Annotated in this window: 15 protein-coding genes; 8 read left to right on the forward strand and 7 right to left on the reverse strand. The window is 69.9% G+C overall.

The features are described from left to right. Nucleotides 1-105 precede the first annotated feature (105 nt). From msrA to O1G22_RS15760, 4 genes are all read left to right on the forward strand, one after another. On the forward strand, nt 106-819 hold the full coding sequence (gene msrA / locus O1G22_RS15745) for a peptide-methionine (S)-S-oxide reductase MsrA (protein WP_270081934.1): 714 nt from the start codon (nt 106-108) through the stop codon (nt 817-819). A 130-nt stretch (nt 820-949) separates the two neighbouring features. Further along, nucleotides 950-3,385 carry a SpoIIE family protein phosphatase gene (locus O1G22_RS15750; RefSeq protein WP_270081935.1) on the forward strand — a complete coding sequence of 812 codons (2,436 nt, stop codon included), beginning with the start codon at nt 950-952 and terminating at the stop codon, nt 3,383-3,385. 89 nt (nt 3,386-3,474) lie between these two features. After that, the gene (locus O1G22_RS15755; RefSeq protein ID WP_270086430.1) at nt 3,475-4,068 is read left to right on the forward strand and encodes a DUF4291 domain-containing protein; all 594 of its coding nucleotides are present in this window, start codon (nt 3,475-3,477) and stop codon (nt 4,066-4,068) included. A gap of 105 nt (nt 4,069-4,173) precedes the next feature. Continuing rightward, nucleotides 4,174-4,776, forward strand: coding sequence for a DUF3885 domain-containing protein (locus tag O1G22_RS15760; protein WP_270081936.1), 603 nt, complete (start codon nt 4,174-4,176; stop codon nt 4,774-4,776). Nucleotides 4,777-4,794: 18 nt separating this feature from the next. Here the strand turns inward: O1G22_RS15760 and O1G22_RS15765 are convergent, their stop codons facing one another. After that, a complete protein-coding gene (locus O1G22_RS15765) occupies nt 4,795-6,009 on the reverse strand; it encodes an alpha/beta hydrolase family protein (RefSeq protein ID WP_270081937.1) in 1,215 nt (404 codons plus the stop codon). A 263-nt stretch (nt 6,010-6,272) separates the two neighbouring features. On the opposite strand from O1G22_RS15765, the gene O1G22_RS15770 reads away from it, so the two are divergent. The 3 genes from O1G22_RS15770 to O1G22_RS15780 all read left to right on the forward strand — a co-directional run bounded on the left by O1G22_RS15770 (nt 6,273) and on the right by O1G22_RS15780 (nt 8,379). Further along, nucleotides 6,273-7,139 (forward strand): SCO4651 family lipoprotein, encoded by an 867-nt coding sequence (locus O1G22_RS15770; RefSeq protein ID WP_270081938.1) that lies wholly within the window; start codon nt 6,273-6,275, stop codon nt 7,137-7,139. A 236-nt stretch (nt 7,140-7,375) separates the two neighbouring features. After that, on the forward strand, nt 7,376-8,107 hold the full coding sequence (locus O1G22_RS15775; RefSeq protein WP_270081939.1) for a type 1 glutamine amidotransferase family protein: 732 nt from the start codon (nt 7,376-7,378) through the stop codon (nt 8,105-8,107). Nucleotides 8,108-8,193: 86 nt separating this feature from the next. Next, nucleotides 8,194-8,379 (forward strand): iron chelate uptake ABC transporter family permease subunit, encoded by a 186-nt coding sequence (locus O1G22_RS15780; RefSeq protein ID WP_270086431.1) that lies wholly within the window; start codon nt 8,194-8,196, stop codon nt 8,377-8,379. A 139-nt stretch (nt 8,380-8,518) separates the two neighbouring features. Here O1G22_RS15780 and O1G22_RS15785 read toward each other — a convergent pair whose 3' ends face one another. After that, the gene (locus O1G22_RS15785) at nt 8,519-9,562 is read right to left on the reverse strand and encodes an NAD(P)-dependent alcohol dehydrogenase (RefSeq protein ID WP_270081940.1); all 1,044 of its coding nucleotides are present in this window, start codon (nt 9,560-9,562) and stop codon (nt 8,519-8,521) included. A gap of 171 nt (nt 9,563-9,733) precedes the next feature. Between O1G22_RS15785 and O1G22_RS15790 the strand changes: the two genes are divergently transcribed. Then, nucleotides 9,734-10,657 (forward strand): helix-turn-helix transcriptional regulator, encoded by a 924-nt coding sequence (locus O1G22_RS15790; protein ID WP_270081941.1) that lies wholly within the window; start codon nt 9,734-9,736, stop codon nt 10,655-10,657. A 2-nt stretch (nt 10,658-10,659) separates the two neighbouring features. On the opposite strand, the gene O1G22_RS15795 is transcribed toward O1G22_RS15790, so the two are convergent. From O1G22_RS15795 to O1G22_RS15815, 5 genes are all read right to left on the reverse strand, one after another. Then, entirely contained in the window at nt 10,660-13,959 is a 3,300-nt protein-coding gene (locus O1G22_RS15795; protein WP_428986492.1) for a S8 family peptidase, read from the reverse strand. A gap of 241 nt (nt 13,960-14,200) precedes the next feature. After that, nucleotides 14,201-14,884 carry an ABC transporter ATP-binding protein gene (locus tag O1G22_RS15800; protein ID WP_270081942.1) on the reverse strand — a complete coding sequence of 228 codons (684 nt, stop codon included), beginning with the start codon at nt 14,882-14,884 and terminating at the stop codon, nt 14,201-14,203. 77 nt (nt 14,885-14,961) lie between these two features. Beyond that, entirely contained in the window at nt 14,962-16,431 is a 1,470-nt protein-coding gene (locus O1G22_RS15805; RefSeq protein ID WP_270081943.1) for an ABC transporter permease, read from the reverse strand. Nucleotides 16,432-16,597: 166 nt separating this feature from the next. Then, on the reverse strand, nt 16,598-17,845 hold the full coding sequence (locus O1G22_RS15810; RefSeq protein WP_270081944.1) for a L,D-transpeptidase: 1,248 nt from the start codon (nt 17,843-17,845) through the stop codon (nt 16,598-16,600). Between the two features lie 222 nt (nt 17,846-18,067). Beyond that, nucleotides 18,068-18,412 carry a hypothetical protein gene (locus tag O1G22_RS15815; RefSeq protein ID WP_270081945.1) on the reverse strand — a complete coding sequence of 115 codons (345 nt, stop codon included), beginning with the start codon at nt 18,410-18,412 and terminating at the stop codon, nt 18,068-18,070. Nucleotides 18,413-18,448: the final 36 nt, after the last annotated feature.

Below are 18,448 nucleotides of genomic sequence, written 5' to 3' on the forward strand. Positions count from 1 at the left end.
CGAGGACGTGACCGGAATTCGGCCCCCCACCCGGACGTTCTCCCCGCGTGCCGACCGCCCTGACCGGCACCGCCCGCCCTCCCCCGGACCGACAGGGAGACCCGCATGTTCTTCGGCCGCACCCCGCAACTGCCCACCCCCGAACAGGCGCTCACGGGCCGCCCCTCCCTCGCCTACGAGGTCCCCGACCGCCACACCGTCCTCGGCACCCCTCTTCTCGGCCCGTACCCCGAGGGGCTGGAGATCGCCGACTTCGGCCTGGGCTGTTTCTGGGGTGCCGAGCGCACGTTCTGGCGGCTCCCGGCTGGCGTGTACACGACCCTGGTGGGCTACCAGGGCGGATACACGGAGTACCCCACCTACGAGGAGGTCTGCTCGGGCCTGACGGGCCACATGGAGGTGGTCCGCGTGGTCTACGACCCGGAGGTGATCACCTACGACCGCCTGCTGAAGACCTTCTGGGAGTCCCACGACCCGACCCAGGGCTTCCGCCAGGGCAACGACGTGGGCACGCAGTACCGTTCGGCGATCCACACCCACACCCCCGAACAGGCCACGACGGCGGAAACCTCCCGCACGGCGTATCAGAAGGTCCTGACCTCCTCCGGCTACGGCACGATCACCACGGAGATCCTCCCGGCCACCGACCGCCCCTTCTACCCGGCGGAGGCGTATCACCAGCAGTACCTGGACAAGAACCCGGCCGGTTACTGCGGGTTGGGTGGGACGGGGGTCAAGCTGAGTGCCCCGTTCGAGACGAACTGGGGCGCGTCGTGCCCGACGGGCATCGCGTCGGCGCCGGAGGTTTCGGAGAAGTAGCCGAACCAGCTTGCGTCCGGCTCGGCTGGCCAGGGCACTCCTGCCGAAGGTCCGGGCCGAGAGGAACGTGAGAGTCGCGGACGGAGACCACGGGGAGGAACATCGGAGGCACGGAGGCAAGGTGGTGGCTATGGGGACATCGTCGATGCATTTCAGCGAGAGTCCTGAGGATCCATTCGCCCTCGGGCGTGGGGCCTCGGCTGTGCTTGACGATCAAGGCACCGTGGTCGGCTGGAGCCCACGCGCACAGGAGTTGCTGGGCTATCCGGCCGAGGAAGTGATCGGACGGGCGTGGCAGGACCTCCTCGTCGACGCCTGTGACCTGCCGGTCGCGCGCTCCGTGGTCGTAGACGCTTTGAAGGCAGGGGGCTGGTTCGGCGTCCTGCCCGTCCGGCACCGCGACGGGCGCCGTATGGAGATGGGATTCCGTGCCCGCGCGATCAGCCGGGAGGGGGGCAGGCAGGAGTGGCTCCTGGTCGGTGCTCCTGCCGCGGAGGTCATCGCCTGGCAGCGGGACCGCGCGCTGCTGGACGGCCTGTACCACCGGTCCCCGATCGGTCTGGTCATCCACGGCCCGGACAGGAGAGTGATCCGGGTCAACCGTGCGGTCGAGAAGGCGAGCGGCGTCCCGGCCTCGGCGCCGGTGGGCCGTCACCCCCGCGAATTCATGGTCGACGAGGACGCCGGTCCGGCAGAGGAACGGGTACGGCATGTTCTGGAGACCGGCGAGCCGTTGATCTTCACAGAGCAGTCCGCCCGGGCACGCCACAATCCAGGTCGGGAGCGGATCGTGTCGGTCTCGGCGTTCCGGATGGAGGACCCCTCGGGCCGGGTCCTCGGCGTGGCCGAGACGATCGAGGACGTGACCGACCGCCACCGGGCGCAACGCAGGCTCGCCCTGCTGAACGAGGCGAGCGCCCAGATCGGAACCTCGCTGGACGTGACTCAGACTGCTCGGGAACTGGCCGAGGTGGCCGTCCACGGCCTGGCCGACTACTGCTCGGTGGACCTCCTCAAGCCCGTGACACTTGGTGACGAACCAGTTCCCGGTACGGCAGGTCCGCTGCTCCGGGCCGCACTCTCACCACCGGAACAACGCGTCCCGTTCCGGGAAGGCGACGTGGTTCCGCTGCTTCCGGAATCTCCGCAGGCGCGGTGCCTGGCCGAGCGTCGCCCGATTCTCGAAGGGCTGCTGTCCCTCCGCCCCGAGTGGTACGCCATGGACCGGCGGCGGGTCGAGATCGCCTTGGGGCTCGGCGTTCATTCGCTGATCGCGGTGCCCCTGATTGCGCGCGGCCTGGTACTGGGCCTGGTGAGCCTGTGGCGGTCGCGCAATTCGCAGCCTTTCGAGAATGATGATGCTGCGGTGGCCCAGGAGCTTTCCTCGCGTGCGGCCGTCTGCATCGACAACGCGCGCCGCTTCACCCAGCAGCAGAGCGCCGCTCTGACTCTTCAGCGCAGTCTGCTGCCGAGCACCGCGTCCGACCTGCCGGCCGTGGAGGTGGCTTGCCGGTACCTCCCGGCCAGCGGTGAACCGGGCATCGGCGGTGACTGGTTCGACGTGATCCCGTTGTCAGGGGCCCGGGTCGCCCTCGTTGTCGGAGACGTGGTCGGCCACGGGATCCACGCTGCGGCCTCGATGGGCCGTCTACGCGCCGCCGCGCGCACCCTGGCCAGCCTCGACCTGGAACCGGACGAGGTGGTGGCACGGCTGGACGATCTGGTCAGTCTGCTGGCCACCGAGCTGGAGGCGAACGCTGACGGCAACCAGTCGGCGATCGAGCAGACGCTCGGGGCCACCTGCCTCTACGCGGTCTACGATCCGGTCTCCCAGCACTGTTCCCTGGCACGCGCCGGCCACCCGGCGCCCATGGTGTCCACCCCGGACGGCGAAGTGACCGTGCTCGATCTGCCCGCGGGGCCACCACTGGGCCTGGGCGGACTGCCTTTCGAAACGTACGATCTCGACCTCCCCGAGGGCAGCCTGCTCACGCTCTACACCAACGGCCTCCTGGAGGCACGCAACGGCGACATAGACGCCGCGCTGGAAGACCTGCGCACATGTCTCGCCCACGCCACCGAGCCTCTGGACCTCACCTGCCACGCCGTGGTCGAAGCGCTGCTGCCCAAGGACCACCTGCCCACCGACGACATCGCGCTGCTCATCGCCCGTACCCGGGTGCTGCGGCCACAGAATGTCGCCTCATGGCAGCTTCCCCTGGAGGCGACCGCCGCCGCCCGTGCCAGAGAGCTGACCACGTCGAAACTGACCGAATGGGGGCTGGCCGAACTGGTCTTCACCACCGAGCTGGTCGCCAGCGAGCTCGTCACCAACACCTACCGGTACGCAGCCGGTCCCGTCACCCTGCGCCTCATCCGTACGCACTGCCTGATCTGCGAAGTGTCCGACACCAGCCACACGTCCCCCCACCTCCGGCGGGCCCTCAGCACGGACGAGGGCGGACGCGGGCTCTTCCTGGTCGCGCAGCTCACAGAGCGGTGGGGTACCCGCTACAGCCACGACGGCAAGACCGTCTGGACTGAGCAGCTTCTGCCGCCCGCATGACTGGTGGAGTCCCCGTCCTCGGGCTCACCGGAGCGCGTCTGGTCGAAAATCAGTGGCCGCCCGAACCGGCCGACTTCACGCTGTACGCCATGGCACAACCCCAACGCGAGATCCGTGCGGCCTACGCGGACTCCACGATCACCGTCTACCAGGCGTACGCCCCGGAAATCGGCCTGCCCGCCGTCCAGGAGGGCCGTTTCCCCGCCGTGTGGAAGCGCGACAGGATGACGTGGATCAAGCCGTCGTTCCTGTGGATGATGTACCGATGCGGCTGGGGCGCCAAGGAGGGGCAGGAGACCGTTCTCGCGGTCGAGATCAGCCGTGCCGGCTTCGAGTGGGCGCTGCGTCACGCGTGCCTGTCGAGCTACGTCCGCGGCGTACATCCAGACCGGGCCGCCTGGCAGTGTCAGTTGAAGCGCGCACCCGCTCGCGTGCAGTGGGACCCCGAGCGGGATCTGCACCTGCAACCCCTGCCGTACCGGTCTCTGCAACTCGGCCTCTGCGGTGAGGCCGCACGACGCTACGCGGACGAGTGGACAGTCGCCATCCGCGACGTGACCCCCCTCGCCCACGAGATCCACGCCCTGGTCAACAGTGGCGATCTGGGCGCCGCCGCCCGGCTGCTGCCCCAGGAACGCTCCTATCCCATTGGAGACGAGCTTCTTGCCCACCTACGCGGATGACAGGCAGCTCCAGCCGACAGCCGGCTCCGGCCCATGGGTCACACGGCAGCACAGGCTCTCCGGTACCGGCGTCTCCTGCCCGGTCGGCGTGGTCGGGGCGGAGGGGTGAGTACGGAGGCGGAGGCGGCAGCGTCATCGCTCGCCGCGCTGTGGCGGGAACGACGGCCGGCGGGGCCGCCCGTCGCCCACACCTTCCGCGGCACGTACGCGGACCGCTGGGTGCGCTTCCACAGCCTCCCCGGGTCGAAGCGCTACCCGGAGTCCGATGCCGAGTACGCGATCGCGCTGGACCGGTACAACACGATCCTCGACACGTTGTTCACGGAGCGGGACGTGTTCGTGGTGACCATGGACTGGTCGTACACACCGACGGGTCCGGCCGGCTGGCCGACACCACGGCCCGAACTGCACCCCGGCGGCCTCCGCTGGTGGACCGAGGCGGCACTGGACGACCCCGATCCGGAGTTCCACGCCTACACCCGGCTGTACGCGGACCGGCGCCCGTGGCGGTACGGCTGCCTCGACGACCTGCTGCGCGCCGTCGCCGACGAGACGCTCGTCGAGGTGTTCATCACCGACACGGAACTGCGACGGATCCACCATCCCTACGACGGTGGCGCGGACGTCATCCTCGCCACCCCCGCCGAGCGGGACCGGCTCCGCGAACGCCACACCGACTGGCTCCCCTCCGATCCGGCCGGCCTGTGATGCCTCGGCGCTCGTCGGTCACGGTGCGTGGAAGCCGACCTCCGGGTAGGCCGAGGTGGGGCCGTTCAGGATGGGTTCGGGGATGCCCCTCAGGTGGAGGTCGAAGAAGGCCGCCACGTAGGTGCGGGTGAGCTGGACGGCGCGCTGGGGGGAGAGTGTCGTGCCGGGGGGTTCGGGGATGCCGAGTTTCGCGGCGAGGACGGGGACGTCGGTGAAGCTGCCGTGGTTGGAGCCGGTGACGGTCAGCCATCGTTTCCAGCCCTTGAGGCGGCCCCAGGCGTCCGTCCAGGTGGGGTCCTCGTCGGTGCCCGTGCTGTGGCCGATCATCATGAACGGGCGGCCGCCCAGGCCGTCGTCGGGGACGGGCACGAACATGGTGCCGTCGAGGTTGACACCGGCCAGGACCCGCTTGTCGTGGGCCATGGTGGGGACGGCGGAGGCGCCGCCGATGGAGTGCCCCGCCACACCGATCCGCCTGCCGTCGATCATGTGGGCGTAGCGCCAGGCAGGGTGACGGTGGCGGGTCAGCTCGTCGATGACGAACGAGAGGTCCTTCGCGCGGCTTTCCTCGATGGCCGCGGGCGGGTACGCGTCCGGGTCGTCGCAGATGGTGCAGGTGAGGGTCTTCCCGTCGGGGAACGTGGTGCCGGAGTTCTCGTAGGTGTGGTCGACCAGGGCGACGACGTAACCCCGGCCGGCGAGATCCTCGGCGAGGCTGGTGATCTCCGTGCGGGGCATGGTGAAGCCGGGAGAGAGCAGGAGCAGCGGGAAGCGGCCGTGGCGCGGCACCGCGTCGGTGTGCGACCAGGTACGGGTCTCGCTGACCGCCTCGGGCGGGATCGTGGTGCCCGGGACCTTCAGCTGGAGCATGTCCCGGGCGGCCTCGACGGTCATGTAGGGGGCGGGGCCGCCGGTGCCGGGCCGGGCGGGGTAGTACATCGACACCATGAGCTGCCGGTGCCCCGCCGAGGGGACCCACGGGTCCTGGCGGTGCTCGTCGACAAGGTGCAGGATGTCCCGGCCGACGGCGTACGGCCCGGTCGGGGCGGGCAGTTCGGCCGGGGAGAGAGCCGCATCGGTGGCGGCGGCGGAGACGTCGGTGCCGGTGGCCGCGAGGGTGCGGTGCACACCGGTGGGGGCGGCTGACGCGGGGGCCGTGGCAGCCGCGACGACGGGCAGCGGAAGGACGAGGGCCAGCACGACAGCGGTCGCTGTGCGACGGGTTCTTGTCATGGTGGTGACGCTAGAGCGGGGACGCCGGAGTGACGTCCGCTCAGGGATGTAAGTGACGTCCCCTCAGAGATGTATCTCCACTGCCGCCGCACCACCTGCAGACGTACGGGACGCAGGGCGAACCACGATCACAAGTCCCCCTCGTTTCGGCATAGGAATGCCATAAGAGTCGACTGCCGCCCTCTCGGCCATCATGATCTGTGACCTGAACAGTTTTTCGAACGGGTCGCATGAGAGACGAACGAGAGGCAACGGGGGGCGTCATGCGTGGTCGGCGGTTCCGTACGGCTGCGGCGGTCGTGGCCGTCGCGGCGGTCCTGGGCCCGGTCTCGGGCTGTGGTGGGAGCGGCGCGGGGCACACGCCCTCGGCGCGAGGACAGACGCGGGCCGCCCTCGCGCTGACGGCCGACCTGGTCAAGGTCGAGGACGCCAGCGCCAAGGAGCACTCGGCCCGGGTGGAGGAGATCCACACGGTCGGCGGTGCGCTGCGGGCGCGGATGACCGGGGAGCTGGACTGGGCCGACGGCCAGCAGGGTGACTTCACGCTGACGATGCCGTCGCTCCCGCAGATCCCGAGCGCGCGGTTCGAGTTCCGCAAGGACGCCATCTACATGAGCACGCCGGCGAAGTTCCTGAAGCTGATGGGCGGCAAGCACTGGCTGCGGACCCCCCTCGGCATGCTCGCCGCGCAGAACGCCACGCAGAAGGCCAGGGTGGACATGATCCGGCAGGCCAATCCGACCCTGTCGGTGCGGATGCTGATCGCGAGCGGTGATGTGCACCGGGTCGGCCGGGAAACCGTCCGCGGGGTGGCCGCCACCCACTACGCGGGCACGCTGGACGCGTCCCGGCTGGCGACCCTCCGCGGCCGGGGCCTGACGCCCGGCGACGTGAAGTCCCTCAGGGCGGAGCTCGCGGCGAAGGGCATCAAGGAGGAGCACGTCGACGTCTGGGTCGACAGCCGCGATCTGCTGGTGGAGAAGCGGACCCGGGTGCGGACCACCGCCGGGGAGGAGATGTCGACCGCCTACTACTCCGACTACGGTGTCGCGGTCGACGTCTCGGTCCCCGCCCTCTCCGACACCACGCTGCTGCCTCCGAGGACACCGAAGCCGTCCGGGACGGCCTGACCAGCCACCCGATCACCCGAGTACCCGACCACTCGGTCACCCGGTCACCCGGTCACCCCAACTGGCCCAGCCGCTGCCGCGGTTCCGTCCGCTCGGTCTGTTCGCGAGTGCGTCCTCGGGGCAACGCGGCCGAGCTGCCGGGGCCGGCCGGACCGGTCGGGCGGGCCGGGTAATTCAGGCGACGGTGTCGCCCGCCTCCTCGTACATTCCCCGGGGAATACCGGGAGGGATTCGGGTTGAGCACATTTCTGATCGGCGGTGGGTGGGACGCGCCCGAGGTGTACGCGCCGTTCCTGCGGGCGGCGGGCACGGGGGACGGGCCGCCGCCGCGCATCGGCTGTCTGATCGTCGACGAGGGGGACGGGCCGGACCAGTTCGAGCGGTACGCGGCGGCGCTGCGCACGGCGGGCCCGTGCGCGCCGCTGCCGCTGCTGGTGCCGCTCGGCGGCCGGCTGGAGCCGGAGTCCGCGCTGGCGGGGATCGACGGGCTGCTGGTCTGCGGCGGCCTGACGCCCGCGTACCAGGAGGCGCTCACCGCGAGCCGGGAGGGGCTGCCGCGGCTGCTCGCCGCGCGCGGTGTGCCGTACGCGGGGTTCTCCGCCGGTGCGGCCGTCGCCGGGCGCCGGGCGGTGGTCGGCGGCTGGCTGGTGGACGGGGTGCCGGTGTGCCCGGAGGAGACCGGGGAGGACCTGACGGAGGTCGAGGTGCGGGACGGCCTGGGGCTGGTGCCGTTCGCGGTGGACGTCCATGCGGCGCAGTGGGGGACGCTGGCCCGGCTGGTCACGGCGGTCGGGCGGGGATGGGTGCCGTTCGGGGTCGCCGTGGACGAGAACACCCTGCTGACGGTGGAGCACGGGGAGGTGCGGGTCACGGGACGCGGGCGAGTCCACGTGGTGCGACCCGCGGAGGGTATCGGGGCTGCGGTCGTCCGGTCCTACGGCGCCGGGGAGGGCTTCTCCGTCGAGTAGCCCGGGACCCGGGACAGCACACCGATCAGGCGCAGGCAGCACTCGAAGATCGCCCCGACCGTCGTCACCGCGGGCAACGGCATCACCTGGAAGCGGCACCTGCGCAGACCGGTGCGGTGGTGCTGACGGCCGCCGACCCCGCCGCGCGGACGCTGCTGCCGCCGCTGGAGATCCCGGTCGGCGCCCTCACCACACCGGCCGGCGGGCCGTATCTGCTGTGGCTGCCGGGGCGGACCGTGCCGTGTCTGCTGTGGCTGGCGGGGCGGCCATAGCTGCTGTGGCTTTCGGGGCAGCCGTATCTGTTGTGGCTGTCGGGAGCGATTCGCGTCTGCTGTGGCTGCCGGGGCGGCGCACGGCGACACGCTGAGGGGCCCCGGCCTCACCTTCCGCCGGGGCCCCTCCTCACGTGGGTCAGATGGTGGCCGTGTCGATCACGAAGCGGTAGCGGACGTCGCTCGCCAGCACTCGCTCGTACGCCTCGTTGACCTCCTCCGCGCGGATCAGCTCGATCTCCGCGCCGATACCGTGCTCGGCGCAGAAGTCCAGCATCTCCTGGGTCTCGGCGATGCCGCCGATCATCGATCCGGCGAGGGTCTTGCGGCCGCCGATCACCGAGAACAGGTTGAGGGAGATGGGCTCCTCGGGCGCGCCCACGTTGACCAGCGCGCCGTCCACCTTCAGCAGCGACAGCAGCGCGCCGAAGTCCATCGGCGCCGACACCGTCGAGACGATGAGGTCGAACGTGCCGGCCAGCTCCTCGAAGGTCTTCGGGTCGCTGGTGGCGTGGTAGTGGTCGGCGCCCAGCTTCAGGCCGTCGTCCTTCTTGCGCAGGGACTGCGAGAGCACGGTCACCTCGGCGCCCATGGCGTGCGCGATCTTGACGGCCATGTGACCGAGACCGCCCAGGCCGACGACGGCGACCTTCTTGCCGGGGCCGGCGTTCCAGTGGCGGAGCGGGGAGTAGGTGGTGATGCCGGCGCAGAGCAGCGGGGCGGCCACGTCCAGGGAGAGGCCGTCCGGGATACGGACGGCGAAGTTCTCGTCGACGACGATCTTCTCGGAGTAGCCGCCGTAGGTGGGCTCGCCGTCCTTGCCGATGGCGTTGTACGTGCCGACCATGCCCTTGAGGCAGTACTGCTCATTGCCGGCCAGGCAGTTCTCGCACTCACGGCAGGAGTCGACCATGCAGCCGACGCCCACCCGGTCGCCGACGGCGAACTTCGTCACGCCGGAGCCGACCTCGGAGACGACGCCGGCGATCTCGTGGCCGGGCACCATCGGGAAGATGGCCTCGCCCCAGCCCTCGCGGACCTGGTGGATGTCGGAGTGGCAGATACCGGCGAACTTGATGTCGATCAGGACGTCGAACTCGCCGACCGCGCGTCGCTCGATGGTCGTCCGCTCCAGCGGGGCCTTCGCGGCGGGCGCGGCGTACGCGGCAACAACAGTGGTCATGCCGGGGTTCTCCTAGCAAGGGGGTGTCGTGTCCGGCTGCCTTCCGCCGGACACGATCACCAGCCTGCCGCACGTCCCTCGATCCGCCCAGATCACGGCCTTGCGTACGACTGCCGTGCGTACTACTGGCGGGGTCAGGATGCTGTACGTACGACCAGGAATACTGGACGTATGGAACGTACGGGCGAACAGGGTGATCAGCCGGGACAGGCGGCCGGAGCCGGGCGTGCCCTGGACCGGCGGGCCGAGCTGAGCGAGTTCCTGCGCACCCGGCGGGCCCGGCTGAAGCCGGAGGAAGTGGGGCTGCCGGACTTCGGCCGGCACCGGCGGGTGCCGGGGCTGCGCCGCGAGGAGCTGGCGCAGCTGGCCGGGGTGTCGGTGGCGTACTACACGCGCCTGGAGCAGGGCAACGGCCGCAATGTCTCGGCGGAGGTGCTGGACGCGATCGCGCGGGCCCTGCGGCTGACGGACGCCGAGCACGCCCACCTCACGCATCTGGCCAAGCCGAAGTCGCACAAGAAGAAGCCGGCGGCCCGGCAGCAGCACGTGCGCCCGGCGCTGCGGCAGCTGCTGGACACGATGGACGGCGTGCCGGCGTACATCGTGGGGCGCCGCTCGGAGATCCTGGCGTGGAACCGGATGGCGTCGGCGGTCTTCGGTGACTGGGCGGAGCTCGCGCCGGGCGAGCGGAACTGGGCGCGGCTGGTGTTCCTGCGGCCCGAGTACCGCGAGCTCTTCGTCGACTGGGAGCAGAAGGCGATCGACATCGTCTGCGCGCTGCGCATGGACGCCGGCTGCTACCCCGACGACCCGCGGCTGTCGGCCCTGGTGGGCGAGCTGTCGGTGAAGAGCGAGGAGTTCCGGCGGCTGTGGGCGACGCATGACGTCAAGGAGAAGAACCACGGCGTCAAGCACCTGCACCACCCGCTGGTCGGTGATCTCTCCTTGAACTTCGAGTCCTTCCGCCTGACGGGCGACGCGGACCAGTCCCTCATCACCTACCACGCCGAACCGGACTCCCCGTCCGCCGACTCCCTGCGCCTGCTGGCCAGTTGGGGCACGGACGCGACGCGCCCGGCCCCGACTGTCCAGTGACGTCACGTGCCGAAGTACGCGTCCCAGATCGTGATCTCCGACGTGTTGCCCTGCTTGTCGGTGATCGTGGAGCGGAGGCTGAGGGACGTGCCCTTCGCCGGGTTCTTCAGGGTGATCCTGCCGCCCTTGACGTCGACCTTCTTGAAGGTCTTGCCGTCGTAGGAGACGTAGACCGCCAGGGACTTGAGGTTCCTGCCCGCGGCCGAGCCCTCCACGGTGACCGGGAAGGTGACCGTCTTGCCGGCGGCGACGCGGCTGTCCAGGCCGGTCTCGATGCCGTAGCGCAGGGCGGAGGACGGTAGCTCGGCGAAGTCGCCCGACGGCTTCTTGGAGCGGAAGGTCCAGGTCGCGTCGATGCGGGACGAGGCCGCCGCGACCTTGGCCGACCGCTTGACCGACGTGGTCAGCCGGTACGCGGCCTCACCGGCGGGCACCTTGAAGACCTGGCCGGACAGCGGGTCGTCGTTGGAGCCGATCTTGGTGCCGTCGCGGTACAGGGTCGTCGTCACCGAGGTGAAGTCGGAGGATCCGGCGTGCTTGGCGGAGTCGGCGAACAGCGGCAGCGAGCCGTAGATCTCGTCCCCGTCCCGGAACAGGCCGAAGCCGCCGCCGACGTGCGGGCCGAAGACCGCGGTGTTGACCGTCTTGGTGTACGTACGGCCGGCCCTGAAGGTGAACTCGCCGAGCTGGTAGCCCGCGTCGGCGAGCGCGGAGCCGTCCTTGTCCTTCCCGCCGTACTGGGTGAACCCCAGCTGCCAGTTCACCCCGCCGGTGGCGGACAGGTGCAGGGTCCGGGTGCCGGGCAGCTTCTGCGGGAGGTCGACCGAGGAGGCGCCGGAGCTTCCGGGCAGCCAGCCGGTGGCGCTGATCGAGCCGGTCTTGCCGCTCGCGGCGGCACCGAGCCGGACCTTGACCGTGGCCATCTCGCTCGCCTTGAAGTGCTTGGTGTAGCCGGTGGCGAGCTGCTTGACCGGGCCGCCGGCGGTGACGTCGTACTCCTCGCTCGCGCCCTTGGACCAGTGGGCGTCCCACTGCTGGTACAGCGACCCGGCGGGCAACTGCGGGCCCAGGTGGGCGGTGCGGAAGTTCTTGTACGAGTCCAGCAGGAAACCGTAGCCGTAGTCGCCGTCGCCGGCCTTGACGTCGAAGCCGGGGTTGGCGAACTGCGAGGTGACGCCCTTGGCCGGGACGGTGATGTCGACCGGCTTGGCCTGACGCGCGTCGATCGTGATCGTCTGCTTCTTGCCGACGGTCAGCTTCGGCTGGGCGATCCAGTCGACGCCCTTGCCGAAGTCCTCGGGGTCCGCGAACACGGAGGTGTTGAGGATGTACGTGCCCTTGGGCGCGCGTACCTTCACCGTGCCGGACGGGTCGTACGGGCTCAGGTCCGTGCCGCCCGCGAGACCGGCGACACCGGTGAGGCCGGCGCTGTAGTTCTTGGTCGGCTTGCCGTCGCGGCCGATGAACTTCACCGTGACGTCGTACGACTCCACCTCGCGCGTCACCGCTGCCGCCGTGCGGACGCTCTGGCCGGTGCCGGTCGCGGTCACGTACGCCGAGTAGGCGCCGTCGAGGGTGCCGCCCAGCTTGGTGTTGACGGTGAGGTCGACGGAGGCCGTGCCGTGCGCCGGGACCGTCACCTGGCGCGCGCCGAGTGTGAAGAAGCCCGCCGGGGCCGCCTTGCCCTTGGGGTCGAGGGCGGTGCTGCTCAGGGTGAGGGTGGCGGCCTGGTCGCCGAGGTTGCGGTACGTCACCTTCTTGGTGACCGGCTTGTCGTCGGTGTGCGGCCACTGCTGGACGCCGAAGCTCACCGAGACCGGCTCGGCGATCACGGACTGCCTGATGGCCTTGTCGACCGCGATACGGCCCGAGCCCTGCTGGAACGGCGTGTAGGCGCCGCCCTTCGCGGAGCCGGTCAGCGCGCCCTTGAGCTCGGCGTAGCCCCAGTCGGGGTGCTCCTGCTTGAGGATCGCGGCGGCGCCCGCGACGTGCGGGGTCGCCATCGAGGTGCCGGAGATCGTCAGATAGCCCTCGGGCTTCTCGCCGACCTCCTGGTCGATGACGCTGCCCTTGGCCGCGGCGGCGGTGATGTCCACGCCGGGTGCGGTGACGTCCGGCTTGATCGCGCCGTCACCGACGCGCGGGCCGGTGGAGGAGAAGTCGGCGAGCTTGTCCTTCTTGTCGACGGCGCCGACGGTGAGCGCGGCGTCCGCGCTGCCCGGTGAACCGAGCGAGTGGGGGCCGTCGTTGCCCGCGGCGATGGCGAACAGGATGCCCTTGGTCTCGGACAGCTTGTTCACCTCGGCTTCGAGCGGGTCGATGCCGGGGCTGTCGTAGCCGCCGAGGCTGAGGTTGACGACGGAGGCGCCCTGGGAGGCGGCCCATTCCATGCCGGCGAGGATGCCGGAGTCGTCGCCGGAGCCGGTGTCGTCCAGGACCTTGCCGTTGAGGATCTCGGCGCCCGGCGCCACACCCGTGTACCTCCCGGCGGACTCGGCGCCGGTGCCCGCGACGATGGAGGCGACGTGGGTGCCGTGCCCGAAGTGGTCGGTGGCGTCCTTGGCGGCGGTGAAGTTCCTGGACGCGATCACCTGGTCCTTGAGGTCCGCGTGGCTGGTGTCCACGCCGGTGTCGAGGACGGCGACCTTCACGCCCTTGCCGGTGTAGCCGGCCTTCCACGCGGTCGGCGCGCCGATCTGCGGCACGGACGTGTCGAGGGAGGCCGTGCGGACGCCGTCGAGCCAGACGTGCGCGATGCCGGAGGCGGTCCTGGCGTCGGCGGTGACGGCGTGCCACAGCGCGGTGGTGTCCTGCACCGGGGTCTGTACGGCGTCGGCGTCGAGCGTGGTCAGGGTGCGGCGCAGACGGCCCGCGTCCCGGACGCCGGCCTTGGCGGCCGCGGCGCCGCCGCGGTAGCCGACGATCACCTTCAGGCCGTTCTTCTGGGCCTTGCGGGTGGCGGCCTTGTTCAGCTCGGTGACGTCGAACAGCCGCTGGTCCAGCGTGCCGGAGGCCAGCAGGCGGGCCGCGTCGGCGGGGACGACCAGCGTGTGTCCCTCGGTCCGCCGGACCTGGAAGGGTATGTGCTCGCGGCCCTTGGCCCGCTCCAGGCCGACGATGCGGCCCTTGGCGTCGAGGGCGACCCGGTCACCGGTGATGAGGGTGACATGGGTCCTTGCGGTGAGCGCGGAGCCGCCGGTCGCGGTGGGCTCCGCGGGCCTCGCGGACGCCGGGCTGGTCATACCCGCTGCGAGGGCGACGGCCGCTGCCATGGCCACGGTGGCCGCGGCAGCGCTCTTCACTTGTCTGCGCAAGATCTCCCCCTGGAGATGGAGTACCGGGCGAATTCCCCGTTCACCCGGCCGGGGGTGGTCTCGTACGCATGAACGTCGCCCCCCGGACAAGCGCAGTATGCCGGGGGGCGATCAAACGTCTCAACGAATGAAAGGACGGTAAGAGAAAGGTCGGGAAACTGTTACCCGGCGGACGGGGCACCGTTACAGAATCGCTAAGTGACCTATGGGAAAGCGGAGTTGCCGGCCGTCAGGCCCCGGCGTTCTCCCTTACCGTGATCTTTCCCTTGCGGATGGTGGCCAGCCGCGGCGCCTTCTTCGCGATGGCGGAGTCGTGGGTGACCATGACGAAGGTCAACCCGTGCTCCTTCCACAGGCGTTCGAGTACGTCCATGATCTCGTCGCGCATGCCCTCGTCGAGGTTGCCGGTCGGCTCGTCGGCCAGCAGCACCTTGGGCTTCTTCACCAGGGCGCGGGCGATGGCGACGCGCTGCTGCTGTCCGCCGGACATCTCGCCGGGCAGGTGTCCGAGGCGTTCGCCGAGGCCGACGGAGTGCAGGGCCTCGGCGGCGAGTTCGCGGCGCTCCTTGGCCTTGATACCGAGGGGGACGAGGGCCGTCTCCACGTTCTCCTGGGCGGTGAGGGTGGGGATGAGGTTGAAGGACTGGAAGACGAAGCCGATGTTCTCACTGCGGACCCTGGTCAGCCGGGCCTCGCTGAGCTTGGCCAGGTCGATGCCGTCCAGGACGACTTCGCCGGACGTGGGGCGGTCCAGGCCGCCGAGCATCTGCAGGAGGGTGGACTTGCCGCCGCCGGTGGGGCCCTGGATGACGAGCCGGTCTCCGTCACCGATGGTCAGGTCCACGCCGTCGAGGGCGTGGACGGTGTCTTTGCCCCGGGTGTAGCGCTTGGTCACGTTCTTGAGTTCGTACATCTGAATGGCTCCTGGAGGATTCGGGATGCTGCGCTGACGGACAAGTGGCCCTTGCCAAGAGGCCTCACCAAGGGCCCTTACTCCACCCGCCGCAGCGCATCCGCCGGCCGCAGCCGGCTCGCCCGCCACCCGCCGAACGCCCCCGCGATCAGCCCGCCCGCCACGGCCAGGGCCACCGCCAGGGCGATCGTCGTCAGGCTCACCGGTGCCGTGAGGGCCACCTCCAGGGTCTTCGCGGCCTGGCGACCGGGGCCGCCGAAGCCACCGCCGCCGAAGCCACCGCCGCCACCGGACCCGCCCCCGAAGCCGCCGCCGGTGCCGCCGCCCAACTGCGCCTGCAGGCTGGGGCTGATGGCCGTGACGGCATAGGCGCCCGCCAGGCCGAGGGCGATGCCGAGGGCGCCGCCGACCAGGCCGTTGACGACGGCCTCGCCGACCACCTGCCGGGTCACCCGGCCCGACTTCCAGCCCAGCGCCTTCAGCGTGCCGAACTCGCGGACGCGCCGGGAGACCGCGGCCGACGTCAGCAGGCCCGCGACCAGGAACGCGGCCACCAGCACGGCGATGGACAGCCACTTGCCGACGTTGGTGGCGAGGGAGGAGGCCGTGGACAGGGAGCCCGAGACCGTCTTGGCGAGGTCGGCGGAGGTGGTGACCGTCGTACCCGAGACGTTCTTCTGGATCGCGCTCTTGACGGAGTCGATCCGCTGGGAGTCGGTAGCCTTGACGTAGATCGTGGTGACCTTGTTCGCGTTGTCGCTCAGGGTCTGCGCCTGCTTGAGCGGGATGTACAGGTTGGCCGCCGCGTCGCCGCTGTCGGCCGTCGCGATGCCGACGACCGCGTACTTCACGTTCTTGATGGTGACCGTGGAACCGACCTTGAGGCTCTTCTCCTTGGCGTACGACGCGTCGACGACGGCGACCTTCGCGTCCGTCTCGGTCGTCCGGAACGTACGGCCGCTGGTGATCTTCGAAGAGGTCAGCGGACCGGCCTCCGGCTTGGTCACGTCGGTGCCGAAGACCGAGTACTGGTTGACGTCGAAGTTGGCGCCGCCGCCCTTGACCTCACCCTGCGGCCGGCCGGAGCCTTCGCCCCGTTGGAAGCCGCCCCCGCTTCCGTTCTGCTGGAACTGGCCGCGGGTGAACTGCCCGCTGACCTTGAGCACCCTGAGGCTCAGCCCGCCCACCGCGGACGAGACGCCCTGCTGGTCACCGACCTTGGTGACGGTGGAGGAGGCGAGGGTGGTGAAGCCCTGCACCATGACCCGGTCGCTGCTCTGCGTCGAGCTGTCGCCGTTGTCCTTGGCGTCGAACTGGAAGCGCGGCCGCTGCGAGCCGCCGGCGTCGGCGCTCGCGGCCTTGGTGACCGTCATGTCCGTGCCCAGGCCGTACAGCGACTGGAGGACCTTGTCCTGGGCCTTGCCCATGCCGTTCGACACGGAGTTGACCACGATGACCAGCGCGATGCCCAGCGCGAGGCCGGAGGCGACGACGAGAGCCGCCTTTCTGCGGCGGCGCAGCTCGCGCCTCAGGTAGGTGAAGAACATGGCCCGCAAGTTAGGGACGGACCGTGATGACACCATAAGGCCGACATAAAAGAAACATGAGAAGGCTGTGGCCCCGCCCACGACCGCCCCGGTCAGCCCATGACCGGCCCGGAAACACTGATGCCGCCCCTGGGGGCGGCATCAGAAAGCTGTGGAGAACGGGACGTCAGATGGCCGAACCGGCCTTCCACTGCGCCCAGTCCATGTTCCAGCCGTTGAGGCCGTTGTCCGGCTGGACCGTCTTGTCGCCGGTGTTCTGGACGACCACGACGTCACCGATCAGCGAGTTGTTGTAGAACCACGCGGCCGGCATGTTCTTGTCGCCCGCGCCCTTGACGTCCTGCAGGCCGACGCAGCCGTGGCTGGTGTTGACGTTGCCGAAGACCGACGGGGCGCCCCAGTAGTTGCCGTGGATGAACGTGCCGGAGCTGGTCAGGCGCATGGCGTGGGGCACGTCCTTGATGTCGTACTCGCCCTTGCCGTCGGAGTCCTTGAAGCCGACCGTCGCGCCGTTCATCCGGGTCTGGGTGAACTTCTCCGAGATCACCATCTGGCCCTCGTACGTGGTGTGCTCGGGCGAACCCGCGGAGATCGGGATGGTCTTGACGACCTTGCCGTCCTGCGTGACCTTCATCTGCTTGGACTTCGCGTCGACGTACGACACCTGGTTGCGGCCGATGTGGAAGGTGACCGTCTTCTGCTGGATGCCGTGGATGCCGGGCGCGCCCTCGACGCCGTCGAGCGCGAGCTTCAGCGTGACGGTGGAGCCCTCCTTCCAGTACTGCTCGGGCCGGAAGTCCAGGCGGTTGGCGTTGAACCAGTGGCCGACGACCTCCTGACCGCTGCTGGAGGAGACCGTGATGCCCTTCTGGACGGCCGCCTTGTTGGTGATCGCCTTGTCGAAGTTGATCGACACGGGCATACCGACGCCGACGGTGGAGCCGTCGTCCGGGGTGTAGGTGCCTATGAAGCTGTTGGCCGGGGAGACCGTGGTGAAGGACGCGTTCTCGTGCGCCACACGGCCCTCGGAGTCCTTGGCCTCGGCGGAGACCTTGTAGGTGGTCGAGCGCTGCAGCTGGACGGTGGGCTTCCAGCTGTGCTGGTCGGCGGAGAGCTGACCGGCGACGGCCGTGCCGTCCTGCGTGGTCATCTGCACACCCGTGAGGGTGCCCTTGCTGACCGTGACGGCGGCGGAGTTGTTGATGGACGCGTTGTCGGAGCCGTCCTTCGGGGTGATCGTGATCTGCGCTTCGGACGACTTCTTCGCAGCGGCCGCGTCGGCCTTGGCCTGCGAGTTGTCCGCGCTGCCGGTGGCGGAGGCCTTGCCACCGCCGGAACACGCCGAGAGCATCAGCACACTGCCGAGCAGAGCGGACGCGGCCATCAGACCCCTGCGCCGCCTACTGTCCGTCATCACAAGTTTCTCCATCGTTGCCGAGTCGCGATCCCCGAGAATCCCCGTAAGAACCTTTAACCTTCAACGCTACGGCCGCACCGTCCCGTTCCCCGTCCAGTGGATCTGTGGGACACACCACGTCCGCCACGGCGCGGGTGGTGCGGGAGTCGACCGTGCGCCCCCTGAGACGACAAAACCCCGGACGGCGGTTGCCGTCCGGGGTCAACTGCCCCGGGACGCTCAGCCCATGCCGTCCACTTCGTCGTCGTCCTCCACATCATCCTCGTCGAGGTCCCAGTCCGGCGAGTCAGGGTCGTATTCGATCCGCTCACTCGACCAGGACGCCTGCTGGAGCTCCACCCCGGGGACCTCGCTGACCAGGTCGAACGGGTCCACGAGATAGGCGAGGGCCTCCGCGGTGTCTTCCGTCACAGCACCCTCGGCATGCATCCGCTCGTCCTCCGGCAGCTCCGGATCCTGCGCGAGCCGGCGCAGCGCGGCCTTGGTCACCTGATCCTCGTCCTGCACCTCAAGGACCAGCTCCACCCGAAGCCGCACAAAACGTGATGTCTCTTCGTCACTCATGGCGCGAGCGTACGACTGAAACCTCCCGTGACTTTC

The sequence above is a fragment of the Streptomyces camelliae genome (assembly GCF_027625935.1).
Lineage (GTDB): Bacteria > Actinomycetota > Actinomycetes > Streptomycetales > Streptomycetaceae > Streptomyces > Streptomyces camelliae.

Excerpts from the sequence above, each read along its gene's own strand:
- msrA (WP_270081934.1), top strand. The coding sequence starts at position 106 with ATGTTCTTCGGCCGCACCCCGCAACTGCCCACCCCCGAACAGGCGCTC.
- O1G22_RS15750 (WP_270081935.1), top strand. The coding sequence starts at position 950 with ATGGGGACATCGTCGATGCATTTCAGCGAGAGTCCTGAGGATCCATTC.
- O1G22_RS15755 (WP_270086430.1), top strand. The coding sequence starts at position 3,475 with ATGGCACAACCCCAACGCGAGATCCGTGCGGCCTACGCGGACTCCACG.
- O1G22_RS15765 (WP_270081937.1), bottom strand. The coding sequence starts at position 6,009 with ATGACAAGAACCCGTCGCACAGCGACCGCTGTCGTGCTGGCCCTCGTC.
- O1G22_RS15770 (WP_270081938.1), top strand. The coding sequence starts at position 6,273 with ATGCGTGGTCGGCGGTTCCGTACGGCTGCGGCGGTCGTGGCCGTCGCG.
- O1G22_RS15785 (WP_270081940.1), bottom strand. The coding sequence starts at position 9,562 with ATGACCACTGTTGTTGCCGCGTACGCCGCGCCCGCCGCGAAGGCCCCG.
- O1G22_RS15790 (WP_270081941.1), top strand. The coding sequence starts at position 9,734 with ATGGAACGTACGGGCGAACAGGGTGATCAGCCGGGACAGGCGGCCGGA.
- O1G22_RS15800 (WP_270081942.1), bottom strand. The coding sequence starts at position 14,884 with ATGTACGAACTCAAGAACGTGACCAAGCGCTACACCCGGGGCAAAGAC.
- O1G22_RS15805 (WP_270081943.1), bottom strand. The coding sequence starts at position 16,431 with ATGTTCTTCACCTACCTGAGGCGCGAGCTGCGCCGCCGCAGAAAGGCG.
- O1G22_RS15810 (WP_270081944.1), bottom strand. The coding sequence starts at position 17,845 with ATGACGGACAGTAGGCGGCGCAGGGGTCTGATGGCCGCGTCCGCTCTG.
- O1G22_RS15815 (WP_270081945.1), bottom strand. The coding sequence starts at position 18,412 with ATGAGTGACGAAGAGACATCACGTTTTGTGCGGCTTCGGGTGGAGCTG.